General features: G+C 53.3%; 18 protein-coding genes. 12 read left to right on the top strand and 6 right to left on the bottom strand.

Translation table 11 applies throughout. The annotated features are described in order from the left end of the window. Positions 1-121: 121 nt before the first annotated feature. The 5 genes from JJU47_RS06795 to JJU47_RS06775 all read right to left on the bottom strand — a co-directional run bounded on the left by JJU47_RS06795 (position 122) and on the right by JJU47_RS06775 (position 9,852). On the bottom strand, positions 122-2,131 hold the full coding sequence (locus JJU47_RS06795) for a catalase (RefSeq protein WP_228617480.1): 2,010 nt from the start codon (positions 2,129-2,131) through the stop codon (positions 122-124). A gap of 113 nt (positions 2,132-2,244) precedes the next feature. Beyond that, positions 2,245-4,203 (bottom strand): heparinase II/III family protein, encoded by a 1,959-nt coding sequence (locus JJU47_RS06790; RefSeq protein ID WP_228617478.1) that lies wholly within the window; start codon positions 4,201-4,203, stop codon positions 2,245-2,247. A 98-nt stretch (positions 4,204-4,301) separates the two neighbouring features. Then, entirely contained in the window at positions 4,302-4,964 is a 663-nt protein-coding gene (locus tag JJU47_RS06785; RefSeq protein ID WP_228617476.1) for a hypothetical protein, read from the bottom strand. Positions 4,965-5,006: 42 nt separating this feature from the next. Continuing rightward, a complete protein-coding gene (locus tag JJU47_RS06780) occupies positions 5,007-6,233 on the bottom strand; it encodes an NAD(P)/FAD-dependent oxidoreductase (RefSeq protein WP_228617474.1) in 1,227 nt (408 codons plus the stop codon). Positions 6,234-6,333: 100 nt separating this feature from the next. Then, a complete protein-coding gene (locus JJU47_RS06775) occupies positions 6,334-9,852 on the bottom strand; it encodes a lamin tail domain-containing protein (RefSeq protein WP_228617472.1) in 3,519 nt (1,172 codons plus the stop codon). Positions 9,853-10,250: 398 nt separating this feature from the next. Between JJU47_RS06775 and JJU47_RS06770 the strand changes: the two genes are divergently transcribed. The 12 genes from JJU47_RS06770 (at position 10,251) to JJU47_RS06715 (ending at position 19,843) form a co-directional block, all read left to right on the top strand. Next, positions 10,251-11,006: an alpha/beta hydrolase gene (locus tag JJU47_RS06770; protein ID WP_228617470.1), complete on the top strand. Its 756-nt coding sequence runs from the start codon at positions 10,251-10,253 to the stop codon at positions 11,004-11,006. 136 nt (positions 11,007-11,142) lie between these two features. Continuing rightward, positions 11,143-12,834, top strand: coding sequence for a glycoside hydrolase family 13 protein (locus tag JJU47_RS06765; protein WP_228617468.1), 1,692 nt, complete (start codon positions 11,143-11,145; stop codon positions 12,832-12,834). Positions 12,835-13,277: 443 nt separating this feature from the next. Further along, entirely contained in the window at positions 13,278-15,686 is a 2,409-nt protein-coding gene (locus JJU47_RS06760) for a Na+/H+ antiporter subunit A (RefSeq protein WP_228617466.1), read from the top strand. Continuing rightward, complete coding sequence (locus JJU47_RS06755) at positions 15,683-16,120, top strand: Na(+)/H(+) antiporter subunit B (protein ID WP_024371001.1); 438 nt, start codon at positions 15,683-15,685, stop codon at positions 16,118-16,120. Before JJU47_RS06760 ends, JJU47_RS06755 begins: the two co-directional genes overlap by 4 nt. Beyond that, positions 16,120-16,458, top strand: a complete 339-nt coding sequence (locus JJU47_RS06750) for a Na(+)/H(+) antiporter subunit C (RefSeq protein WP_024371000.1) — start codon at positions 16,120-16,122, stop codon at positions 16,456-16,458. The genes JJU47_RS06755 and JJU47_RS06750 overlap by 1 nt, the downstream gene beginning before the upstream one ends. Beyond that, complete coding sequence (locus JJU47_RS06745) at positions 16,451-17,941, top strand: Na+/H+ antiporter subunit D (RefSeq protein ID WP_228617463.1); 1,491 nt, start codon at positions 16,451-16,453, stop codon at positions 17,939-17,941. Before JJU47_RS06750 ends, JJU47_RS06745 begins: the two co-directional genes overlap by 8 nt. Then, a complete protein-coding gene (locus JJU47_RS06740; RefSeq protein WP_024370998.1) occupies positions 17,938-18,414 on the top strand; it encodes a Na+/H+ antiporter subunit E in 477 nt (158 codons plus the stop codon). Before JJU47_RS06745 ends, JJU47_RS06740 begins: the two co-directional genes overlap by 4 nt. Next, positions 18,414-18,689 (top strand): Na(+)/H(+) antiporter subunit F1, encoded by a 276-nt coding sequence (locus JJU47_RS06735; RefSeq protein ID WP_228617461.1) that lies wholly within the window; start codon positions 18,414-18,416, stop codon positions 18,687-18,689. Before JJU47_RS06740 ends, JJU47_RS06735 begins: the two co-directional genes overlap by 1 nt. Next, on the top strand, positions 18,676-19,035 hold the full coding sequence (gene mnhG / locus JJU47_RS06730; protein WP_024370996.1) for a monovalent cation/H(+) antiporter subunit G: 360 nt from the start codon (positions 18,676-18,678) through the stop codon (positions 19,033-19,035). The genes JJU47_RS06735 and mnhG overlap by 14 nt, the downstream gene beginning before the upstream one ends. A gap of 38 nt (positions 19,036-19,073) precedes the next feature. Further along, complete coding sequence (locus JJU47_RS06725) at positions 19,074-19,406, top strand: hypothetical protein (protein WP_228617459.1); 333 nt, start codon at positions 19,074-19,076, stop codon at positions 19,404-19,406. A gap of 64 nt (positions 19,407-19,470) precedes the next feature. Beyond that, positions 19,471-19,674, top strand: coding sequence for a YwbE family protein (locus tag JJU47_RS06720; RefSeq protein WP_024370994.1), 204 nt, complete (start codon positions 19,471-19,473; stop codon positions 19,672-19,674). A 1-nt stretch (position 19,675) separates the two neighbouring features. Next, entirely contained in the window at positions 19,676-19,843 is a 168-nt protein-coding gene (locus JJU47_RS06715; RefSeq protein ID WP_228617457.1) for a hypothetical protein, read from the top strand. Between the two features lie 50 nt (positions 19,844-19,893). On the opposite strand, the gene JJU47_RS06710 is transcribed toward JJU47_RS06715, so the two are convergent. Further along, positions 19,894-20,865: a hypothetical protein gene (locus tag JJU47_RS06710; protein ID WP_228617455.1), complete on the bottom strand. Its 972-nt coding sequence runs from the start codon at positions 20,863-20,865 to the stop codon at positions 19,894-19,896. Positions 20,866-21,013 lie beyond the last annotated feature (148 nt).

Genomic DNA, 21,013 nt, shown 5'->3' with positions numbered 1-21,013 from the left:
GTAATTCCTCCCTGATCGATATATACCCCACCAAGTATAACGCGGACATCTAGAGAAAAGAAAGTGACATGAAAAAGACTCGCCCGATTTAACGGGTCGAGTCTTTGCATCGTTCATATGTTTACGTCCGGTCCCAGAATCGGCCCTTGGCAATCCCGTCGATAAACGTATCGAATCCGTCGAGACTGTGTTCCGGGAATGAGAACACCCCGGGTTGATCCGTCTTCACGCGGCACTTCGCGAGCACTTCATCGTGATGCAGATGCAACGCGAGCGGCTTGAAGTGCTTGTACGTGTTCTCGATAAACTCGAGGACGTCATCTTCTACGCTGCTGGCGGCACTGACGAGGAAAGCGGCGTCGAACAGGCTTGAATCGACCGTGTCGTACGTCTCTTTCACTTTGAGGTCACCGAGCGTATACGATTTCTTCCCGACGAGGCTATAGTTCACCTTGTTGTCGGCGAGTACTTGCACCCACGCCTTCACTTGCGCGGCATCGACGTCTCCGGCAAGCAAAACGGCGACGCTCTTCGTATCGGGTTTCATGACGGTGTTGGCCATGCTGAGAGCCGGTGACGTCTTGTCCGAGACGACTTCATTGTTCTCGGCCGGGAGCTCGACGCCTAAGTTGTCGGCGACGACCGAGGCGAGGTGACGATCGATTCGGTTCAACAAGTCGACGGCGTTCTCTTTGACCATGTCCGACTCACATTTGCCGAGCTCGAAACTGTAGGCGTCTTGAATGTGCTGCTTCTCGACGTCGGTCATGCTGTTATAGAAAAGTTTCGCTTGCGAATAAAAGTCGAGGAAGCTGTCGCTGCGTCCACGAATCTTATGGCCGTCGACTTTCTCTTGATAGTGCTCGAATCCGCCCTGGTCGGCTGGGACGGGTTCCGGTTGATTGTTATTGAGCACATTTTTATGGTAGCTCGTCTGCCCTTTATGGACGGCCATCTGATGCATTCCGTCACGTTGGTTGTTATGGAATGGACAGACCGGCTTGTTGATCGGAATTTGATGGAAGTTTGGTCCGCCGAGGCGCGACAGCTGCGTATCCGTATACGAGAACAAGCGACCTTGCAGGAGTGGGTCGTTCGAGAAGTCGATTCCCGGCACGAGGTGACCAGGGTGGAATGCGACTTGCTCGGTCTCAGCGAAGAAGTTGTCGACGTTTCGATTGAGCGTCATCTTGCCGACGAGTTTGACCGGCACTTCTTCTTCCGGCCACAGTTTCGTCGGGTCGAGGATATCGAAGTCGAATTTGAACTCATCCTCTTCCGCGATGATTTGAAGTCCGAGCTCCCACTCCGGATAATCGCCTTTATCGATGGCTTCATATAAATCGACGCGATGGAAGTCGGCGTTCTTGCCGACCGCCTTCTGGGCTTCGTCCCATACTTGTGAATGGACGCCGAGCTTCGGTTTCCAGTGGAACTTGACGAAATGGGCTTTTCCTTCACGATTGACGAGTCGGAACGTGTGCACACCGAACCCTTCCATCATCCGCAGGCTGCGCGGGATGCCCCGGTCACTCATCGCCCACATCACGTGGTGGGCCGCCTCATGGTTTTGGCCGACGAAGTCCCAGAACGTGTCGTGGGCGCTGCCGCCTTGTGGCACTTCCGTGTGCGGCTCCGGTTTGACGGCGTGGACGAGGTCCGGGAACTTGATGGCGTCTTGGATGAAGAAGACCGGCATATTGTTCCCGACGAGGTCATAGTTACCTTCATCCGTATAGAACTTCGTCGCGAACCCACGGACGTCACGGACGGTGTCCCCCGATCCGCGTGATCCTTGCACCGTCGAAAAACGGACGAACACCGGCGTCACTTTCGACGGGTCGTTCAAAAAGTCGGCTTTCGTATACTCGGCGAGCGGCTCATACACTTGAAACTCTCCGTGCGCCCCGACACCACGGGCATGAACGATGCGCTCCGGGATACGCTCGTGGTCGAAGTGGGTCATCTTCTCACGGAAGTGGAAGTCTTCGATGAGCGTCGGTCCACGACGTCCGGCTTTGAGCGAGAACTCATCTTCTGCCATCTTCAAGCCTTGATTCGTCGTCAATCCTGCTGACTGTTCGTTATCAATCGTATGTTGCTTCAACTGCTCTTCTTTTTTGTTCCCCATGTTGTTGCCTCCCCTTAAGTATGCACTCCCGACGCAAGCCCCAATTTGGCCTACTTAACGAGTTTTCCCTAACCGAACGGAAAAAAACCCTCTTTTTAGGAAAGAGGGAGGAGTCAGCGGAGCATCGACAGCGTCCCTATCGTGCCGTCAGAAAGTGTGTAACGGACGAGATGGTGACGGGGCGTTGTCTCTACTTTATACGATTTGATTTTTGTTGGTTTGTCGCCAAGATGAAGGAGCGTCAAATACGTCACGCCTTTTCCCCGTTTCGTCGTCACGACTTGGTTGCGTCGTTGCCAGTCGTAATCACGATACGAGACGTAGCTCGAACCGACGGCGAGTTTTGGCACAGGTCCGATGTCTAGTTGCAACACGTGGAGGGAGCGTCCAGCCGCATCTTTGAAGTAGGCGTAACGACTGCCGTTCTCGACCCGATTCAACCCGACGCCGAGATGGAACCGTTGGACAAACGTCGAGGCGACACCGACTGACGTGATGCTGCTCCGTCCCAAGTTACTTGGCATCAGCTTGAAGCTTTGACCAGAGACGTGAACGGTGTTGTGAGCGGCTGCCTGCAAGACGCTTTGGCGTTCGGGCCGGTTCGTATAGGCATAACGGCCGCTTTCGACGATGAAGTCGCGTCCGTAGCCGGATACGTCGATCGACAAGTCGTCGGCATGTTTGTGGACGTTGCTATGATAGCCGGCCGTCATCATGATATGGACCGCGTCTTGGAATTTACCGGCCCGTCCGCCCCAATGTTGACGGAAAAAAGCGTACTGATCCGATAGCCGCCCGACTCGTGTCGTCGGAGCCGTGCCGCTCGTTCCACCGCTCATCGCATAACGAAGATGAGGATAACGCTCGATGTGGGGAATGGCCTCTGGGCGGTGGACGAGAGACGGGGTGTCTCCGAACATCGGCAACGTACCGTTCGGTTTGAGCATATACGTCAGGGCGCTCGGCATGTCCCTAACGTCCCGCATCCGGTTCGATAACGTGAACCGGTTGGCCGCCGCCCAGTCGTTGAAGCGGCTGAGCGTATCATACATATAGATTTGATAGAACGGGGAGTGTTCGAGATGCACTCCGTCGGTGCTCAAACTATGATTCAGTTGTTTCGTGAGGCGTGTCGTGGCGAGGGAACGCCAAGCGGCGGAGCGGTCGAACGAACGATGTGTCTCGGCGACCGCGGTCAGCGCCATATCTTGAAAGATGCCATGATTGTTGTTCGGCTTATAAAAGCTCGGGGTCGATAAGAGTGCCGCGTGCTCATATAACGTCTTGGCAAACAGTTGGGAGAACGCCGGGTCATCGTTCACGCGTGATGTCCGATACACGTTCCAAAAATTGAGCAGGTGAAACGTCCGAATCGCGGTGCCGTGGTCGTGGTACGGCCAAGGATGGCGTTGATAATCTTGGACCGGATATTGTTTCGTCCAACTTAAGATGATTCGTTTCCCGTAACGGAGATAATCGTCCCGTCCGTTTACCGTGTACGCTTGGGTCAACTGGTTGAGTGTCGTGAAGTAATGAATTTGGAACTTGAACGAGTTCGAGTCGACGTTCGGGATCGATGCGTCGAACCGGTATGTATCGATATTCGGGACCCGCAGTTCGTAAGGGGGAGAAGGGATATACCAATTCCCTTTCAACACGGCATCGGCCCGGGAGACCGCGGTCGAAGGTTTGAGTTCATCGTAGTTATAAGGGGTATGGCCGCGCGGGAGTGTCCGCATATACTCGTGGGTCAGTCGCGCATATGTACTCGCTGAAAGGATCGAGCGGGACAAGTTCGTCGCTTGAAGCGCTCCGTCTTGTTTACGAACGTACCACGTCGTTTTTCCGTCGAGCACGCGATAATAGCTGCCGGACGTCGTGACGGCAGGGAACGTCTTGGCGCTTTTAAGCGTCGTCTTCGGGACGAGCGTCTTGCCGACAAATTGATAAAGGACGGCGCCGGTCCGAACGTTCAGTTGATAGGGAGAGTTCGTGGCGGCTTCGGCGGTTACCGGGGTGAGGGTCGAACCGATGAGAAACAAAGCAATCCATACGAACAAATGTCTTTTCATAGATGTCGTCCTTTCTAGGTGAGCGGTGCACAAAAAACCTTCCCTATCCAGTTAGCCGAAAGGGAAGGAAAGTCCTGCATGTCATATCGAAAAGGGTGTTACAACGCCGCCCAGACGTTTTGTTTCAAGACGATGTGCTGTACGTCTTCCGGTTCGAGCCCGTACTTGGAAGAGATGGTACGGGTCACCCGCGATCGAATGTCGGGATGGTCGGAATCTTTCTCTTCATAGACGTCGTTCCATGCCCGCCAGACGCGTACCTCATCTTCGGACAGCTGCGTATCCCATTCCTTCTCACGCAGTTGCCACCCGAACGACATCTCGTCGTAATCCCCAGGTTCGACCGTCCCGGCAAGCCCCCAATCACCTCCGGGACCGAATACGGCTTGACCGAGTGGGGAAACCGTGCCGATATAGGCCTCGTGGTCATAAAATTGGATTAACGCCGCCTGGAACGTGTCACGCATTGTGACTTCGTCGATGACGTCGTGGCTGATTGCCTGCAACGCTTCGACGTCCGGTTGACCGTGCACGACGACGTCGTACTCATAACGGAGCGAACCGTCTTCTTCTACGGCACGGCTCGCTTCAATTGTATACGCGACATCGTTTGTCGCTTCGGTCGTTTGGACGGTCTCCGCCTGTTCTGACTCGGATTCGTTCGGCCAAGCGTAAATGGCGAAAGCGACGGCTGGAAGGAAGAGCAGACCTCTCCTTAAGCGGTATACCCAGCGCGGTTTTTGGTTTTGATTGATTGTCATGTCATTCACTCCTTGCCTATGTACAAAAACATCCCCTGAATGTCAGGGGAAGGTCAAGTCTGATTGGCGCGTCCGTTCGAGCCGGACGATGCGTGCATCTTCGTTCTCGACGCCGCGCACGGCATCACTCAACATTTTAGAGCCGAGCATACTGTACACGGTGCCGTTGCCTCCGTAACCGAGCAGGTAATAAAGGTTCGGCCGGTCGGGGTGCTCCCCGATGAACGGCAACTGATCGATCGATTCCCCGAACAACGCGACCCAAGCGTATTCAACTGTCAAGTCGTACATCGGGAACAGCGCCTCGACTGCTTGGCGGATCTGTTCGGCCCGGTGTTGGATGAGAGCTTCGCTATGCGGGGTCTCCGGCTTCTCTTCATCGAGCCCACCGGCAATGATTCGACCGTCGACGGTCGTCCGCACGTACAAGTACGGCCGCTTCGTCTCCCAAATGAGTGCTCGGCCGTCCCAGGCGCGGAAATCGTCGACGGGGTTTGTGGCGATGGCGTATGAGCGGTTCAGTTCGATCCGATGGGAGTCGAGCAGGGGAGAAGCCCCATACCCTGTCGCAAAGATGACGTGGTTCGCTTTGAACGTGGCGCCCGGCGTCACGACGAGCCAACCGTCCCCGTCCGATACGACGTCGGTGACGTCGGTCTCTTCAAAAATCGGGACGTTCGCCTGTGACAAGTGACGGACGACTTGGCGGCTGAGCGTGAGCGGGTTCACTTCGGCATCGCCTTTCGTGACGAGGGCAGCGGGTTTATCGAACGGGAAACGCGTCTTCAATTCGTCGCGCTCGAGCCACTCGGCCGCAAAGCCATGTTTCGTTAGCATCTCATATTCACGTCTCAATTTAGTGACATCTTCGTCACAGCTGGCGAAACAGAGACTGTCCCGTCGAATATATACGTCTTTCGCACCCACCGTCTTGGCCACCTCGTCGAGTGAATCGACCGCCTCCGCGCAAAGCTTATAAAACCGGACGGCGTCGGCCTCGCCGATTTGCGCGGCGAGCTCGTGCAACATGATGTCGTTCGAGTATTGGATGAGCCCGGTGTTCGCGGCCGTGCTCCCAGCCCCGACTTTTCCTTTGTCGAGGACGGCGAAATCGACACCGTCTTGATAAAGCGTGTACGCGGTCAGCGTGCCAGACATGCCGGCCCCGATTACGAGCACGTCATAGCGTTCTTTTTTCTTCGGCCGTTCGAGGACGACCTGTTCTGATTCTGTCTTCGGCCAATACAGTTCACCGTTATGCATCTCCATCTCGTCAGCCTCCGCTTCGTTCACATCTTCTTTTAAATCCCCGAATTTCAAAAATGGAAACACAAAAAACCGCAGACGGACTCGTCTGCGGTCATACGCGTCAGTTTGTGATGACGACTGTTTTGGCGGATGCGCCTTTCGTATACGTGATGCGTTTGACGTTTTCTGCGCCTCGAATCTCGGCGAGGTTCGTCCCGTCGACGATCACTTCTTTGACCGTCGCACCTTTGAAGTCGATGATGGCACCGGCTTCTTTTGGCTTCACTTGCACGACGATGTTCTTGAGCGGGTCACCTGTCAATTCCGTGTAGATGCCGCGGACGAAGATACCGTTCTTGAAGTTCGTCCCTTTACCGATCGTCACGCCGATGTAGTCGTCTTGAAGGACGAGGCGGGCGGCCGGGTGGTTCTCGACCGTATAACGCGTCAACTCGACTTCTGGCGTTTCTGGCTCTGGCGTGAGGTCGATTTGAACGAGTACCGGATCGTGGTCACTGGCGCGGCCTGACATCTCTGTGAAGTCGGCGTTGACGTGAATCATATCGATCTCAGTCGACGCAGCGAGACGGTTCGACACGAGGATGTGATCGAGCACTTGCGAGTTGCCTTGATAAACGTACGAGTAACGGTCGACGGCCGGGACTTTCTCGACCATGTTCGTCATCAAGTCGCCTTTGAAGATTTGCATGGCGTCCGAGAACTCGAAGTCGTTGAAGTCACCGAGGGCGACGACGTTCGCGTCTGGGTTGTCGGCTTTCACATCGGCCACGAAATTATGGACGATTTGTGCGATTTTTTTACGTTGGACTTCACTGCCGAGCACGACCGGTTGCTGTGAACCGAAGAAGCCTGTGTCGCCGCCTTTTGAGTTCCAATGGTTGGCGATGACGATGACGTTCTCGCCTTGGAAATCAAACTGGGCTGCGAGCGGTTTACGCGAGCTGTTGAACGCCGGGTTGAGCGGGTCGATTCGCCCTGGGTTATGTGTCAATTTACCATTCTCATAACCGACAGCCGTCGTCGCGTCACCTTCTGGCGCACCTTCTGTGAGCGAGACGCGCTCTGGGTCATACAGGAAACCGACACGGATGTTGGCGTTCGGCGCACCGCCGTCCTTGTTGTTTTCTGGGTCGATGTTGACGTACTTATACGTCTTACCGCCGACAGCGACGATGTTGTCGATCAAGCGCTGGTAGCTTTGATCCGCTTTCGAGTCGCCAGTGCTTTGACCGTTGTTGTCTTGAACTTCAGTCACGCCGATGATGTCCGGGCTGTTCAACTCTTCGACGAACGCTTTCGCGAGTTTGAGGGCTTTGTCATCTGACGTCTCTTTCACGTTGTTCGAGAAGTTCTCGAGGTTGTATGAAGCGATCGTCAATTTATCTTCTTCTGCTTGGATGAACGTCGTCTCGCGTTTGGCATCGCCTTTGACGAAGGCAGATTTCATCTCATCGAGACCGACTTGGATCTTATAGTTACCGAACGAGTAGCCGACGACACCGACAATCGGGCCGTTGAACAAGTCGCCCGTCGCCACGTCAAACTCACGCGCTTCGACGTTCGGCTCGAGACGGAACTGGATCCGCTCGGCGTTCGCATCATCTTTTTTCAAGAGGATTCCGCCGTTGAACGTCTCGGTCGGTGTGCTCTCGAGGACGGTGACGAGGTCGCCATACTGTTGCGGAGCGACTGATTTGAGGTTGCCTGTCTCGACACGCATGCCTTCAAGGCTCTCCCAGAAGTCGATCGCATCTTTCTCCGGGTTGAAGATGGCGAGCGCATCACTGTCGATGAATTCGGTCGGCAAGTTCGACTCGTCGATTTTGACCGGTTTTGGAAGCGTGACGCCGCTCTTGAGCACGTCGACTTTTCCGTTGCGTGTGTCGATTTGCGTCATCTTCATGTCTGTCTGCTGGCGATCGCTGTAGCCCTCGATCGCATATTCGCTGACGAGACCTTTCACGCTGACGAGGTCGCCGACTTGGAGGCCAGGAATCGATCGGCCGCCGTACAACACGATCGCTTCAGACGTGCGTGGGTCCTGGTCTGCTTCCATGTCCGGCGTTTGAATGTAGTAATAAGTCGTTCCCATCGATACGAACGAGTACGTGACGATCCCTTCGACGCCTTCAACAGTCTGCCCGTTCATCGGGGACGTATGGCTTGCGCCTTGGATATCGTGGATGCGAATCTTGTCCGTGATTTTATAGTCGTACGTCGTCACGGCGCTGAACGTGTCGTTCGATTTGACAGCCGTCTTCAACGTCTTCGACGACTCGATGCGGATCGGTGCCGTGTAGCGAATACCGTTCACTTTCGGGTCCGAACCGTCGAGCGTGTAGTAAATCTCCGCATCGGCGGTCGTCGTCGTGAGCGCCACATCTTGCGGTCCGACGAACGTACCCGCACCCGGTGTCGCGATGGCCGGACGGAGGACCGAATTATCGATCACGGTGTCGGCTGCACTGCGGGGAATGATTTGATACGTATTGTCAAACTGCTGGACGATTCCAGTGATCGATGAATAGTTGACGTCCGTTTGAAGATCAAGGATGCCGCGCTCATCACGGACGACGAATTCTTTCGTCCCGTCTGTCGCCGTCAAGTTTTGGCCGCTGCCCGAGAGTGTCACGTTCTTTACGGTGACGAGTTCAGATTCAACGTCTTCATTGATTTGGTCGCCCGTCAACACTTGCGGGGCCGGAACGGTCGTCGTTTGTTTTGAGACGACGACGGCGTTGTTCAATTGAAGGAGTTCACGATACGAGCCAAGCGCGCCTGTGACGACGATTTCATCACCGACGTTGACCGCAAGAGACGTCGGACGAATCGAGAGACCGCCTGTCTCGTCTTGGATGGAAATCGTGTTCGCTAGCTTCGCCGTGACAACACCTTTGACCGTCACTGTCGCGCCATCGGCTTGCGTCCGCGCATCTGCGATCGAAATCGGTGTCGCCGGTGCCGGAGGCTCTTCGATTGTCCCGCCGTTACCATACTCGACGCCCTGGAACGTGTGCTTCCCGAGGTTTGTGAACGTATCGATTGGAAGGCTGTTCCACTCGTCGGCCGGTTCGAACGCGTCGCTGCCGTTCGTATCGCCTGCTGTGACCGTGTCTTTGCGGACTAACGTTTGATCCACTGTCGAGACCGTCGTTCCCCATTTCGTCCCAGGATCAAAGCCGACTTGTCCGAACACGTCGAGGACGGTCGACCCTTTCTTCAAGACGATCGCATCGTCCCCGTTGAAGTTCGTCACACCACTCGTGGCGTTCGATTTTGCTTTAAGCGCATCGTTTGCACCGCTGTTGACGATGACGTATGTCGCCCCTGGTTGTAACGTCCCCGTCAAGTTCAATGTCGTTCCAGCTGTCGCACTACCGTTCGTGTACAACTCCAACTTGTAATCAGCGAGATTGATGACCGAGTTTGTGCCGTTGAACAGTTCGATGGCTTTATTGTTGCTCGAGCCTTCCACGTATTCCGAGATGAATAAGTCTGTCGCATTGAGTCCTTCTGCTTGCACGTTGGCCGCGATTGGCGTCAAACTGCTCGCGATGAGTCCTACCGACAAAGCGAACCCTGTCATTTTTTTGAACGAGCGTGTAGATTGATTCCCCATGTTTTTTTCGTCTCCCTTGACTTATGTAAGATGTCCGATACGATGTCCCACTTCGTTGTCGTCGCTTGTTGAGTCGGTTAGCCCCCTCCATAAAAAAACCAAACAATAAATGATAGCGCTTACATTACTCCACTTGTCGAATCGCCGAAGCGTTTGAATTCTTGGATGGTTTGGTGTATTTCGTTATCATTTACCAACTTTTTAACTACATGTTAAACATAACCAAGCAGACGTCAGAACTCAATCCTCTTATTGCGAAGTTCATGTTACATTTTGATGACAAAGGTAAACGGGTTTTTGGATTGTCGAATTAGGTTGACGGAATGACGTTCTCCTCTTACAATTCTCTAATACAAATTAAATGTATCGGCTAACTGTGGATTAAAAGGAGGAAACAAATGACGACAGCAACTTATCCGGTCATACCGGGAGCAGGCTCGTTCTACTATGAAGGAAATGGAATCGGCATCTTGTTATGCCATGGGTTCAACGGGACTCCGCAAAGCGTTCACGATGTCGGTCTCGATTTGATGAGCCGAGGCTTCACGGTGTATGCCCCGCGGCTTGCCGGCCACGGGACAGACCCGGAGGAGTTTAGAGGGACGACTTATCAGCAATGGTACGAGACGGTCATCAACGGGCTCCATTTTTTGCAAGAACGATGTCGTCACGTCGTTATCGTCGGTCAATCGATGGGCGGGACGCTCGCTTTGAAAGCGGCGCTCGCTGGAAAAGTCGAGGCCGTCATCACGATCAACGCGGCACTATCTGTCCCGGGATATGCTTGTCATGCGAAGGACGGGGAGTGTCGTTTCATCGATGAGGACGACCCGGATATTTTGGCGGAAGGCGTTCATGAAATCGTCTATCCAATCGTGCCGACGACGGCGATTCGAGAGTTGCTCGCCTTGATTGAAGAAGTTCGTCCTCAAGTTTCTGAAATCAATGTCCCGACATACGTCATCCATTCCGCGGTCGACAACGTCGTTCCGCCGGAAGACTCGGTTTGGTTGCATGAACAGATTCGAGCACCAAAGCGACGAGACGTGCTCGAGCGCTCCTATCACGTGGCCACGATGGATCACGACCGGGAGCGACTTTCCCACCTCATTGCGTCATTTTGTGAACAAGTCGCGACCGTCACGAAAATGTAGTCTACGGACTGCATTTTTTTGTGCCCTCTCTATTTGCAAACGCTTGCACTAATGCTATTGTAGGATTAGATTCACGTAAAAACAGGTATGTACCTTCTTTATAAATTGACTACAATCACTAGGGGGAAATTGACGTATGGAGACGGCGTTCAGACGAGTGGAGCAACAAGGGGTCGCGCGGGCATGGTGGAAAGAGGCGATCGCATACCAAATCTATCCGCGCAGTTTCAAAGATTCAAACGGTGACGGCATCGGCGATCTCCGTGGCATCATCGAGAAGCTGGATTATCTTGAGGAGCTTGGCATCGATGTGATCTGGATTTGTCCGATGTATAAGTCGCCGAACGATGACAACGGCTATGACATCAGCGATTACCAAGGCATCATGGAAGAGTTCGGGACGATGGAAGATTTCGATGCACTTCTTAAAGCCGTCCATGCGCGCGGAATGAAGCTGCTCTTAGACCTCGTCGTCAACCACACGTCAGACGAGCATCCATGGTTCGTCGAGTCGAAACAGTCGAAGGACAACCCGAAACGAGACTGGTACATTTGGCGTGACGGGGAAGATGGCGGACCGCCGAACAACTGGGCGAGCATCTTCGGTGGTTCGGCGTGGGAGCTCGACCCCGAGACCGACCAATATTATTTGCACGTGTTTTCAAAGAAACAACCCGACCTCAACTGGGAGAACGGGGAAGTGCGCACGGCAATCTACGATATGATCAACTGGTGGCTCGACAAAGGCATCGACGGGTTCCGTGTCGACGCGATCAGCCACATTAAAAAGAAACCGACGGATACGATCCTCCCCTCGCCGGATGGGAAAACATACGTGACGGCGTTCTCGATGTATTCGAACATCGAGGGGATCCACGACTATCTCCAAGAGATGAAACGCGAGACGTTTTCGAAATACGACATCATGACGGTCGGGGAGACGAACGGCATCGAGCCGGAAGCGGCGGACTTATGGATGGGACCGGAAAATGGGGCGATGAACATGGCGTTCCACTTCGACCACGTCGATATTATGCGAAAGTCACGCCTGGCTCCGCTTGACGTCGTAGAGTTGAAGCGAATCTTCGACAAATGGCAACAAGGGCTCCTCGAGACGGGGTGGAACGCCCTTTACATCGAAAACCATGACATGGTCCGGGCCGTCTCGCTCGTCGGTGATGAAAATCACTATTGGAGGGAGAGTGCGACCGCGCTCGGAATGATGTACTTCTTCATGCACGGGACACCGTTCATCTACCAAGGGCAAGAGATCGGAATGAAAAACGTGCCGCTCCCATCGATCCATGATTACGACGATGTCGCCACGAAAAACGAGTATTTCGAGCGCATCGCCAACGGCATGAGCGAGATCGATTCGATGCAACAAGTGTGGGGGACGTCCCGGGACAACGTCCGGACCCCGATTCAATGGGACGCTTCGCCGCATGCCGGGTTCTCGACGGCAGCGCCGTGGATGCCGGTCCACGAAGAGTACGAGACGCTCAATGTCGAGGCGCAGACGAAAGACGCGCATTCGATTCTATCGTTCTACAAAGCGATGATCCGTCTTCGCCGTGCCGAAGAGACGTTCACGTACGGCAGTTACACGGACGCTTTACCGGACCATACGCAAGCGTACGTCTATGAGCGCGCGTTCGAGAATACACGCTTCATGATTGTCGTCAACTTGACGGCGAATCCGGCCATCGTCACGCTCCCGGACGTTCTAGAGGCGACCCTCGTCTTGACGAACGAGACGGACCCAGAACCGATCGATACCGAAACGTTTATGTTGAAACCGTTCGAGGCGAGACTTTATCGTCTTTGACCGAAGAAAGAAGCACTTTCCGAAGACTCGGAAGTGCTTTTTTTGTCGCCTGCAGAGAGTCTTAGGATGTAACAGGTTTGAAAATAAAAGATTTTAAAGAGCCATTTTTGGATTTAAGAGTAAATTAATTTACAATAAAAGGTTTTTACAAACGGCGTTTAAAATAAAAAAATATCGCGTTTCTTCTTATTAACAAGGTCATATGAATTTGAATTAGAGAGAGCGGGAGAGATGAATCGAACGAAAAAGTGAGTTATACTGGGAATCAACAACAAATCAAGAGAGCATTCAAAATAATGTGTGAGGTTGAGCGGGTGAAAAATCGGGTATCGAAGTTTAGAAAACCGAAACGATCATCCGCTCCTTAGAAAAGGAATCTACATTCACTAATGTAAAAGATTACCTTACAAGGCATATTGAGAAAAGTTGAAGGAGGGAACACATTGTCCGCACTGCATTGGGTGATCTTATCGCCTTTTTTATTCGCGCTCATCATACCGTTCTTGTTTAAGTACGTCTCGAAAATTCATACGGGTTGGTTCGTCTGGCTGTTGCCGACGGCACTGTTCATCTATTTCATGAACTGGTTGCCGGTCATCTCGTCTGGCCAAGTCGTCGAGACGACCATTTCATGGATCCCTGCGCTCGGCATTGATTTCACTGCTTATCTAGACGGATTGAGCATGCTGTTTGTGCTTTTGATTACTGGGATCGGCTCGCTCGTCGTGCTCTATTCCATCTTCTATCTGTCTAAAAAAGAGCGTCTCGGTAACTTCTATGTATACTTGATGCTCTTCATGGGGGCGATGCTCGGTGTCGTCTTGTCCGATAACCTGATCGTCTTGTACGTGTTCTGGGAAGTGACGAGCATGGCGTCGGCGCTTCTGATCAGTTACTGGTTCCATAAGGACAAGTCGACGAAAGGTGCCCAAAAGTCGATGCTCATCACCGTCGCAGGCGGACTCGCCATGCTCGGTGGTTTCATCTTGCTCTATCAAATGACGGGCACGTTCAGTATTCGGACGATCATCGACAACGTTGATGTCGTTCAAGCGAGCCCGCTGTTCGTTCCGGCGATGCTGCTCATTTTGCTCGGTGCGTTCACGAAGTCGGCCCAGTTCCCGTTCCACATCTGGTTGCCGGACGCGATGGAAGCACCGACGCCGGTCAGTGCGTACCTCCACTCGGCGACGATGGTCAAAGCCGGGATTTATCTCGTCGCTCGGATGACACCTGTATTCGGCGGCTCGAACGTTTGGTTTTGGACGCTGTCGATCGTCGGACTCGTGACGCTCCTATGGGGCTCGATTTCAGCCGTCCGGCAAAAGGACTTGAAAGGGATTCTCGCTTTCTCGACGGTGAGCCAACTTGGTCTCATCATGTCGCTCCTTGGTGTCGGCTCGGCTGCGCTGACGGTTGGGGCAGATGACCCGATTTACTCGCAAGCGATTCTCGTCGCGATTTTCCACTTGTTCAACCACGCGACGTTCAAAGGCGCGCTCTTCATGGCGGTCGGGATCATCGACCACGAGACGGGGACGCGGGACATCCGCAAGCTCGGAGGCTTGATGACGGTCATGCCGATCACGTTCACCGTCTCGCTCATCGGTCTCGCCTCGATGGCGGGGCTCCCGCCGTTCAACGGGTTCTTGAGTAAGGAGAAGTTCTTCTCGGCGATGTTGAACGTGCGTAACTTTGAAGCTTTCGACGTCGGTTCGCTCGGTTTTCTATTCCCGCTTATCGCCTGGATCGCGAGTATCTTTACGTTCCTCTACAGCTTGATCATGTTCTTCCACACGTTCCGCGGAAAGTTCGAGCCGAGCAACTATGAACGAAAGGTGCACGAGGCGCCAATCGGGATGCTGATCAGCCCGATCATTCTCGTTGTGCTCGTCATCGTCTTCGGCTTGTTCCCGAACTTGTTGTCGTACTCGATCATTGAACCGGCGAAACAAGCGATTTTGCCGACGGTCTTGCCGGAAGGCGAACAGTTCGTCGTCAATATCAAGATTTGGCACGGCGTCAACACAGAACTGCTCATGACGCTCGGTGTCGTCTTGATCGCCTCGTTCTTGTTCTATCTCATGCACCGTTGGGCGAAACTTGCAATCTACAACCGCGAGCGTGACCCGTTCAACTGGTTCTATGACAATGCGCTCACTGGCCTCACGTCGGGATCACAGTGGATCACGCGTCTTCAAATGACAGGGCTGTTGCGCGATTACTTCGCTTACATCTTCACGTTCATGTTGCTTCTCGTCGGCTACACGTTCTGGCGGTTCGATGCGTTCGCTATCGATACGGCGAATACGAGTGTGATCGAGCCGTTCATGTGGATTCTGATCCCGCTCCTCATCGGGGCGATCGTCACGATCCCATTCTTGAACCACCGCATCACGGCGGTCATCGTCGTCGGGGTCATCGGGTTCTTGCTCGCGCTCTTGCTCATCGTGTTCCGCGCGCCGGACCTCGCTTTGACGAAACTGCTCGTTGAGACGGTGACGCTCGTCATCTTCATGCTCGCTTTCTATCACTTGCCGGAAATGCGAAAAGAGAAGTTCACGCCGCGACTGAACGTGGCGAACCTGTTGATCTCGATTGGCGTCGGAGTCATGATGACACTCGTCGCCCTCAGTTCGGCGGCACTCGGGAACGAGGCAGGATACGAGTCGATTTCAGATTACTTCCTCGAGAATGCGAAAGAACTCGCCGGCGGATACAACGTCGTCAACGTCATTCTCGTCGACTTCCGTGGGCTCGATACGCTGCTTGAAGTGCTCGTGTTGGCCGTCGCTGCCCTCGGGATTGTCACATTGATTAAACTGCGCTTGAAAGGAGGAGAAGACGTATGAAGAGACATGTGAGAGCGAGCAATTTGATGCTCCACAGCATCACCCGGGTCGTCACATTCGTCTTGCTCGCATTTTCGATTTACTTGTTCTTCGCCGGACACAACAACCCCGGCGGAGGATTCATCGGTGGATTGATGACGGCGAGCGCGCTTCTCCTCATGTATTTGGGCTTTGACATGAAGCGCATTAAAAAGGCGCTTCCGTTCAACTTTACGACGATGATCGCCGTCGGCCTGCTCGTCGCCTTGTTCACAGGTGTATCGAGCATGTTGTTCGGTTATCCGTTTTTGACCCAGTTTTTTGACTACTACGACTTACCGGTCCTCGGGACGACCGAGCTGTCGACGGCGCTCCCGTTCGACCTCGGGATTTACTTGGTAGTCGTGGCCATTGCCTTGACGATAATTTTAGCGATTGCGGAGGATGATTCGTAATGGAAATACTCATGTCGATTACGGTCGGTGTCCTCTTCATGGTCGGCACTTACCTGTTACTGACGAAAAGCTTGTTGCGAATCGTGCTCGGTTTAATCCTTTTGTCGCACGGGGCGCACTTCTTACTGTTAACGATGTCGGGACTGCAAAGCGGGACCCCGCCGCTCCTTAACTTAAATTCAGAAGCTTATGCTGACCCGTTGCCGCAAGCGCTCGTTTTGACGGCGCTCGTCATCAGTTTCGGGATGACTTCATTTTTACTCGTCTTGTCATACCGGACGTACAAAGCGTTCAAGACGGACGATTTAGAACAATTGAGGGGGTCGGCTGATGAATAACTTGCTCGTACTCCCATTTTTAATCCCGTTCGCGGTCGGAGCAATCTTGATTTTGTTCTCGAAGCGAATCGGATTACAGCGCTTCTTGAGTGGTTTGACGGCAATCCTCATGCTCGGCGTCGCGATTTACTTGCTCAGTGTCGTCCGGGCCGAAGGGGTCGTCGTTCTCGAGGTCGGGAATTGGTCGGCACCGTTCGGGATCGTTCTTGTCGCCGACTTGTTCGCGGCTATCATGGTACTCATGTCAGCGATCGTCGGTCTGCTCTGTCTCTTCTTTGCGTTTCGGACAATCGCACCGGAACGTGAGAAGTTCTACTTCTATCCGTTCTACTTCTTCTTGTTGACGGGGGTGAACGGGGCGTTCTTGACAGGTGACATTTTCAACTTGTTCGTCTTCTTCGAAGTGATGCTTATCTCGTCTTACGTGTTGATCGTCATGGGCGGGACGAACTACCAGCTGCGCGAGTCGCTCAAGTACGTCGTCATGAACATCTTCGCCTCGATTTTGTTCATCGCGACGATGGCGTTCACGTACGCCGTGACGGGCACGCTCAACATGGCGCAACTCGCCGAGCGCGTCGCCGAGCTTGAACAAGTCGGTGTGCTAAACGTCATCGCCATGTTCTACTTCATCGTCTTCGGGATGAAAGGGGCATTGTTCCCGCTTTACTTCTGGCTGCCGCGTTCGTACTTCGGACCGCCGGCTGCAGTCGCCGCCTTGTTCGGTGGCCTGTTGACGAAAGTCGGGATTTACGCGATCATCCGTACGTTCACGCTCATTTTCCCGCACAACCAAGAGTTCACCCAACCGATTCTCATCTGGGTCGGTGCGGTCACGATCGTTATCGGCGGCCTTGGTGCCGTCTCGAACTTCGACTTTAAACGCATCCTGTCGTATCATATCGTGTCGCAGGTCGGCTATATGGTCATCGGTCTCGGGCTATATACGAGTCTTGCGGTTGCGGCGGCGATTTATTATATCGTCCACAACATTATCGTGAAGACGGCGCTCTTCCTCTATGCAGGGACGGCGCAACGTATTACCGGTACGACCGACCTGAAACAGATGGGCGGGCTGTTGAAGACGCATCCGCTCCTCGGCTGGATGTTCTTCATCACCGGGATCGCCATCGCCGGCATCCCGCCGTTCAGCGGTTTCGTCAGTAAACTGTCGCTCGTCGTCTCGAGTTTTGAGACCGAGCACTACGTCGTCGGCGGCATTGCGCTCGCCGTCGGGATGCTGACGCTCTTCTCGATGATCAAAATCTTCATGTACGTGTTCTGGGGCGAACAGAAGCATACGAAAGCACAAGGCAAGACGAAAGTTGGCGACTTGTTGCTGCCGGCCATCCCGCTCGTCATCTTGACGACGGTGCTCGGTGTCGCGGCGCAGCCGATCCTCTCGTTCTTCCTTGAGGCGTCGAACCAGTTGCTCGACCCATCGATTTATATTGATTCGGTCTTGAAAGGAGGGGGAGCATGACGTTCCAAGTCGTCTTAAACACGGTCATCGCCATCATGTGGGCAGTGCTTTGGAATAGCTACACCGGTGTCGACTTCCTGCTCGGCTATATCGTCGGGATCTTTATCTTGTTCGTCTTGCGCCGCTTCCTTCATTTCGATTTCTATATGCGCCGCGTCTTCGCCGCCTTCAAACTGATCGCGTTATTTATCAAAGAGCTGATCATGTCGAACATCGATGTCGTCAAAGTGCTCCTTAGTCCTAAATTCGACATCGAGCCCGGCATCATCGAAGTCCCGACCCAACTCAAGTCGGATTGGGAGTTGACGCTCCTTGCCTCGCTCATCAGTCTGACGCCGGGGACGTTATCGATGGATTTCTCAGAAGACAAGAAGTCGATTTTCGTCCATTCGATTCACGTACCGGACAAGGAACAGATGATTCGCGAGATTCACGACACGTTCGAAAAAGCGATAATGGAGGTGACGCACTGATGTTTAAAGTGTTGCTTATGATCGCGTTGTTCTTCATGTCGATCTCACTCGTCATCTCGTTCGTCCGGACGGTGAAAGGGCCGACGATGCCAGACCGAATCGTCGCGCTTGATGCGATCGGTATCACGCTCATCGGGGTCATCGGTATCTTGATGATCTTGCAGGAGACGATCGCCTACGCTGAAGTCATCCTCGTCATCGGTATATTGGCGTTCATCGGGACGATTGCACTGTCGAAATTTGTGGAGAGGGGGGATATCTTTGACCGCGATTGAATGGATTGTTGCGATTCTTTGTCTGATCGGTGGGTTCCTCAGTCTCGTCGGCGGAATCGGTTTTATTCGCTTTCCGGACGTTTACGGGCGGACGCATTCGGCGACGAAGAGCGCCACGCTCGGCGTCATCACCGTCATGGTCGGGACGTTCCTCTACTTCTTGTTGGCAGAAGGGATGTTCTCCGGAAAAATCTTGCTGACGATTCTCTTCGTCTTCTTGACGGCGCCGCTCGCCGCGCTCATGGTTTCGCGGGCCGCGTATCGGACCGGCGTCCCGCTCTCTAAATTGACGACGCAGGATGATTTGAAAAAGAAGTATCCGGAAGCACGAAAAGACGTACACTGACACTCTCCGTTCCGGGGAGTGTTTTTAGGAGGGGTTCGATGCATCGAATTGAAATCGGGAATGAAGTCGAGACGCATCGGCTGACCATCGTATGGGCTAGTCGAAAGACGGTGTCCATCGATATTTTCGGGCACGTCGAAGCCGTCAAGACAGTCGATTATGTCCTGTTTGCCCGGGCCCTCACAGAAGCCTACCACAAACTTGACGGCACGGCACAACTTGTCAATGAAGCCGGACACGCGATTGTGACGTTGACGTTCAAACGCGGTGTCGTCGACGTCCGTATCGTCCGCGGCGGATCGGTTCGGACGTTTCGCACCGACCAAAGTTATGTGACTCCGGCACTCGCTCAAATCGGCGTCATCGAATAGGTTGTGACAAAAGCGGGAAAAGAGCATATGATAGAGGTTGACTATACGGAAAGGGGTGTCGGGTATGGATGGCACGAAACGCGCGGACATTCGCCCAGGGCTCCACGTCCAGATTGTCCTTAAACAAGATCAGCGGAGTGGGAAGTTGACGAAAGGCGTCGTCAAAGACATTTTGACGAACTCGCCGCGTCACCCGCACGGCATTAAAGTACGCTTAAGCGATGGACAGGTCGGTCGGGTGAAAGTGATCGAAGCTGGAGGTGAATAAGATGAGTGAGAAAAAACTCAATTTTCAAGAGGCGATGAAGCAAAAACTCGCCGAGAAGAAACAAAGTCAGACGAAAGTGCCGACAGGACTTCATGGGACGAAGCAGAAACCGTTGACGAACCAGTTGACGAAGAAGCCGAATAACCAGAAGAAACGGACAGGCATCTAAAAGGCAGCCGCTCAATTGGAGCGACTGCCTTTTTCTTCGTTCACACCCGTTCAGTCATGCGACGTACCGATGAAAAGCCCGTTATTGAAGTCGTCGAGCAGTTGTTGATAATACTTCATTTGGTCGATGTTCTGGCTCGCAAGTGCCGCGTCAGCACCGGCAATCATCTCACCGACTGTCAAACCGACCTCGACCCCGCTGTCTCTATAGACGAGCTCAAGGTTTTTGAAGTCAGCGTCGTTCAAGAGGACGTTGATTTTCGCAGCCGTCAACTGCATGATCAACCGTTTCTCTTCTGTCATTCCTTTTTTCGCAGGATCCATGAGAAGGGCGAGTGCCTCGCGATCATGAATCACACTGTAATCTGTTCCTCCAATGTTGATGACCGTGCCGTACGAGAACGTCACTTTGTCGAAGTTGAAGATGTTTTTCCAGAACCCGAGCGTATAGACGTCATAATCGTCCATCGGTGGCGGTGGTGTGCATTCTTCCACCGTCAACTTGACGTAGCGGACCCAAGGATTTCCGGTACCTGGATCGCCTGGATAGGCGGTTTCGTCAGCGCCATTCACCAATGTGTCCAAGTGAAGGAAGACGTTGAATTGGAATCCGTCCGACAAGAGCGTCGATACAGGCACTCCGAGGTAGAAGGCGAGATCCGCATACGGAATCAGCAAGTGTGTCGGATCGACGTTCGAGTACGTTTTAAAGTCGTATGCCCCTGGGCTTCCCCGTTCAAGCGATTCGGTCAATAAACGGAAATCAATCTTGATGTTTTCAGCGGCGTCTTTCAGCACGACCTCGTCATTCAAATCAATCACGATTTTCAGCCCGTTTGCGACAAACTCAAAGTCGACCGTACCGATGGGGATGTCTTGTCCCGCATAGATCGTTTTATCCGACGTCGTCGAGACACACCATTGTTGGCTACTTTCTTCCGCGACTACTCCTTTCATTGGCAACAGCGACAGCACGAACATGAGCACGAACAGCAGTGACCACCATTTGCGATGCTTCTTCATCTCATTCCCTTCTTTCTTCGTGATGACTGAACGTGGTGTTAGAGAAGGTGCGCACCTATAGTAATTCATTACCCGGTTAGTCGGAATTCATTCAGAGATATGGGAAAATTGTCCTAAAAATCAAAAAAAAATCCCTAGCTTGAGCGCG

The organism is Exiguobacterium sp. (assembly GCF_020832205.1).
Taxonomy (GTDB): Bacteria; Bacillota; Bacilli; order Exiguobacteriales; family Exiguobacteriaceae; genus Exiguobacterium.
Note: the sequence above shows the minus strand (reverse complement) of the source record. Positions and strands in the feature narration are given on the sequence as shown.

What these genes read in the sequence shown, in the direction of transcription:
- JJU47_RS06795 (WP_228617480.1), bottom strand. Translation starts at nt 2,131, where the DNA reads ATGGGGAACAAAAAAGAAGAGCAGTTGAAGCAACATACGATTGATAAC.
- JJU47_RS06790 (WP_228617478.1), bottom strand. Translation starts at nt 4,203, where the DNA reads ATGAAAAGACATTTGTTCGTATGGATTGCTTTGTTTCTCATCGGTTCG.
- JJU47_RS06785 (WP_228617476.1), bottom strand. Translation starts at nt 4,964, where the DNA reads ATGACAATCAATCAAAACCAAAAACCGCGCTGGGTATACCGCTTAAGG.
- JJU47_RS06780 (WP_228617474.1), bottom strand. Translation starts at nt 6,233, where the DNA reads ATGGAGATGCATAACGGTGAACTGTATTGGCCGAAGACAGAATCAGAA.
- JJU47_RS06775 (WP_228617472.1), bottom strand. Translation starts at nt 9,852, where the DNA reads ATGGGGAATCAATCTACACGCTCGTTCAAAAAAATGACAGGGTTCGCT.
- JJU47_RS06770 (WP_228617470.1), top strand. Translation starts at nt 10,251, where the DNA reads ATGACGACAGCAACTTATCCGGTCATACCGGGAGCAGGCTCGTTCTAC.
- JJU47_RS06765 (WP_228617468.1), top strand. Translation starts at nt 11,143, where the DNA reads ATGGAGACGGCGTTCAGACGAGTGGAGCAACAAGGGGTCGCGCGGGCA.
- JJU47_RS06755 (WP_024371001.1), top strand. Translation starts at nt 15,683, where the DNA reads ATGAAGAGACATGTGAGAGCGAGCAATTTGATGCTCCACAGCATCACC.
- JJU47_RS06750 (WP_024371000.1), top strand. Translation starts at nt 16,120, where the DNA reads ATGGAAATACTCATGTCGATTACGGTCGGTGTCCTCTTCATGGTCGGC.
- JJU47_RS06745 (WP_228617463.1), top strand. Translation starts at nt 16,451, where the DNA reads ATGAATAACTTGCTCGTACTCCCATTTTTAATCCCGTTCGCGGTCGGA.
- JJU47_RS06740 (WP_024370998.1), top strand. Translation starts at nt 17,938, where the DNA reads ATGACGTTCCAAGTCGTCTTAAACACGGTCATCGCCATCATGTGGGCA.
- JJU47_RS06735 (WP_228617461.1), top strand. Translation starts at nt 18,414, where the DNA reads ATGTTTAAAGTGTTGCTTATGATCGCGTTGTTCTTCATGTCGATCTCA.
- JJU47_RS06725 (WP_228617459.1), top strand. Translation starts at nt 19,074, where the DNA reads ATGCATCGAATTGAAATCGGGAATGAAGTCGAGACGCATCGGCTGACC.
- JJU47_RS06720 (WP_024370994.1), top strand. Translation starts at nt 19,471, where the DNA reads ATGGATGGCACGAAACGCGCGGACATTCGCCCAGGGCTCCACGTCCAG.
- JJU47_RS06715 (WP_228617457.1), top strand. Translation starts at nt 19,676, where the DNA reads ATGAGTGAGAAAAAACTCAATTTTCAAGAGGCGATGAAGCAAAAACTC.
- JJU47_RS06710 (WP_228617455.1), bottom strand. Translation starts at nt 20,865, where the DNA reads ATGAAGAAGCATCGCAAATGGTGGTCACTGCTGTTCGTGCTCATGTTC.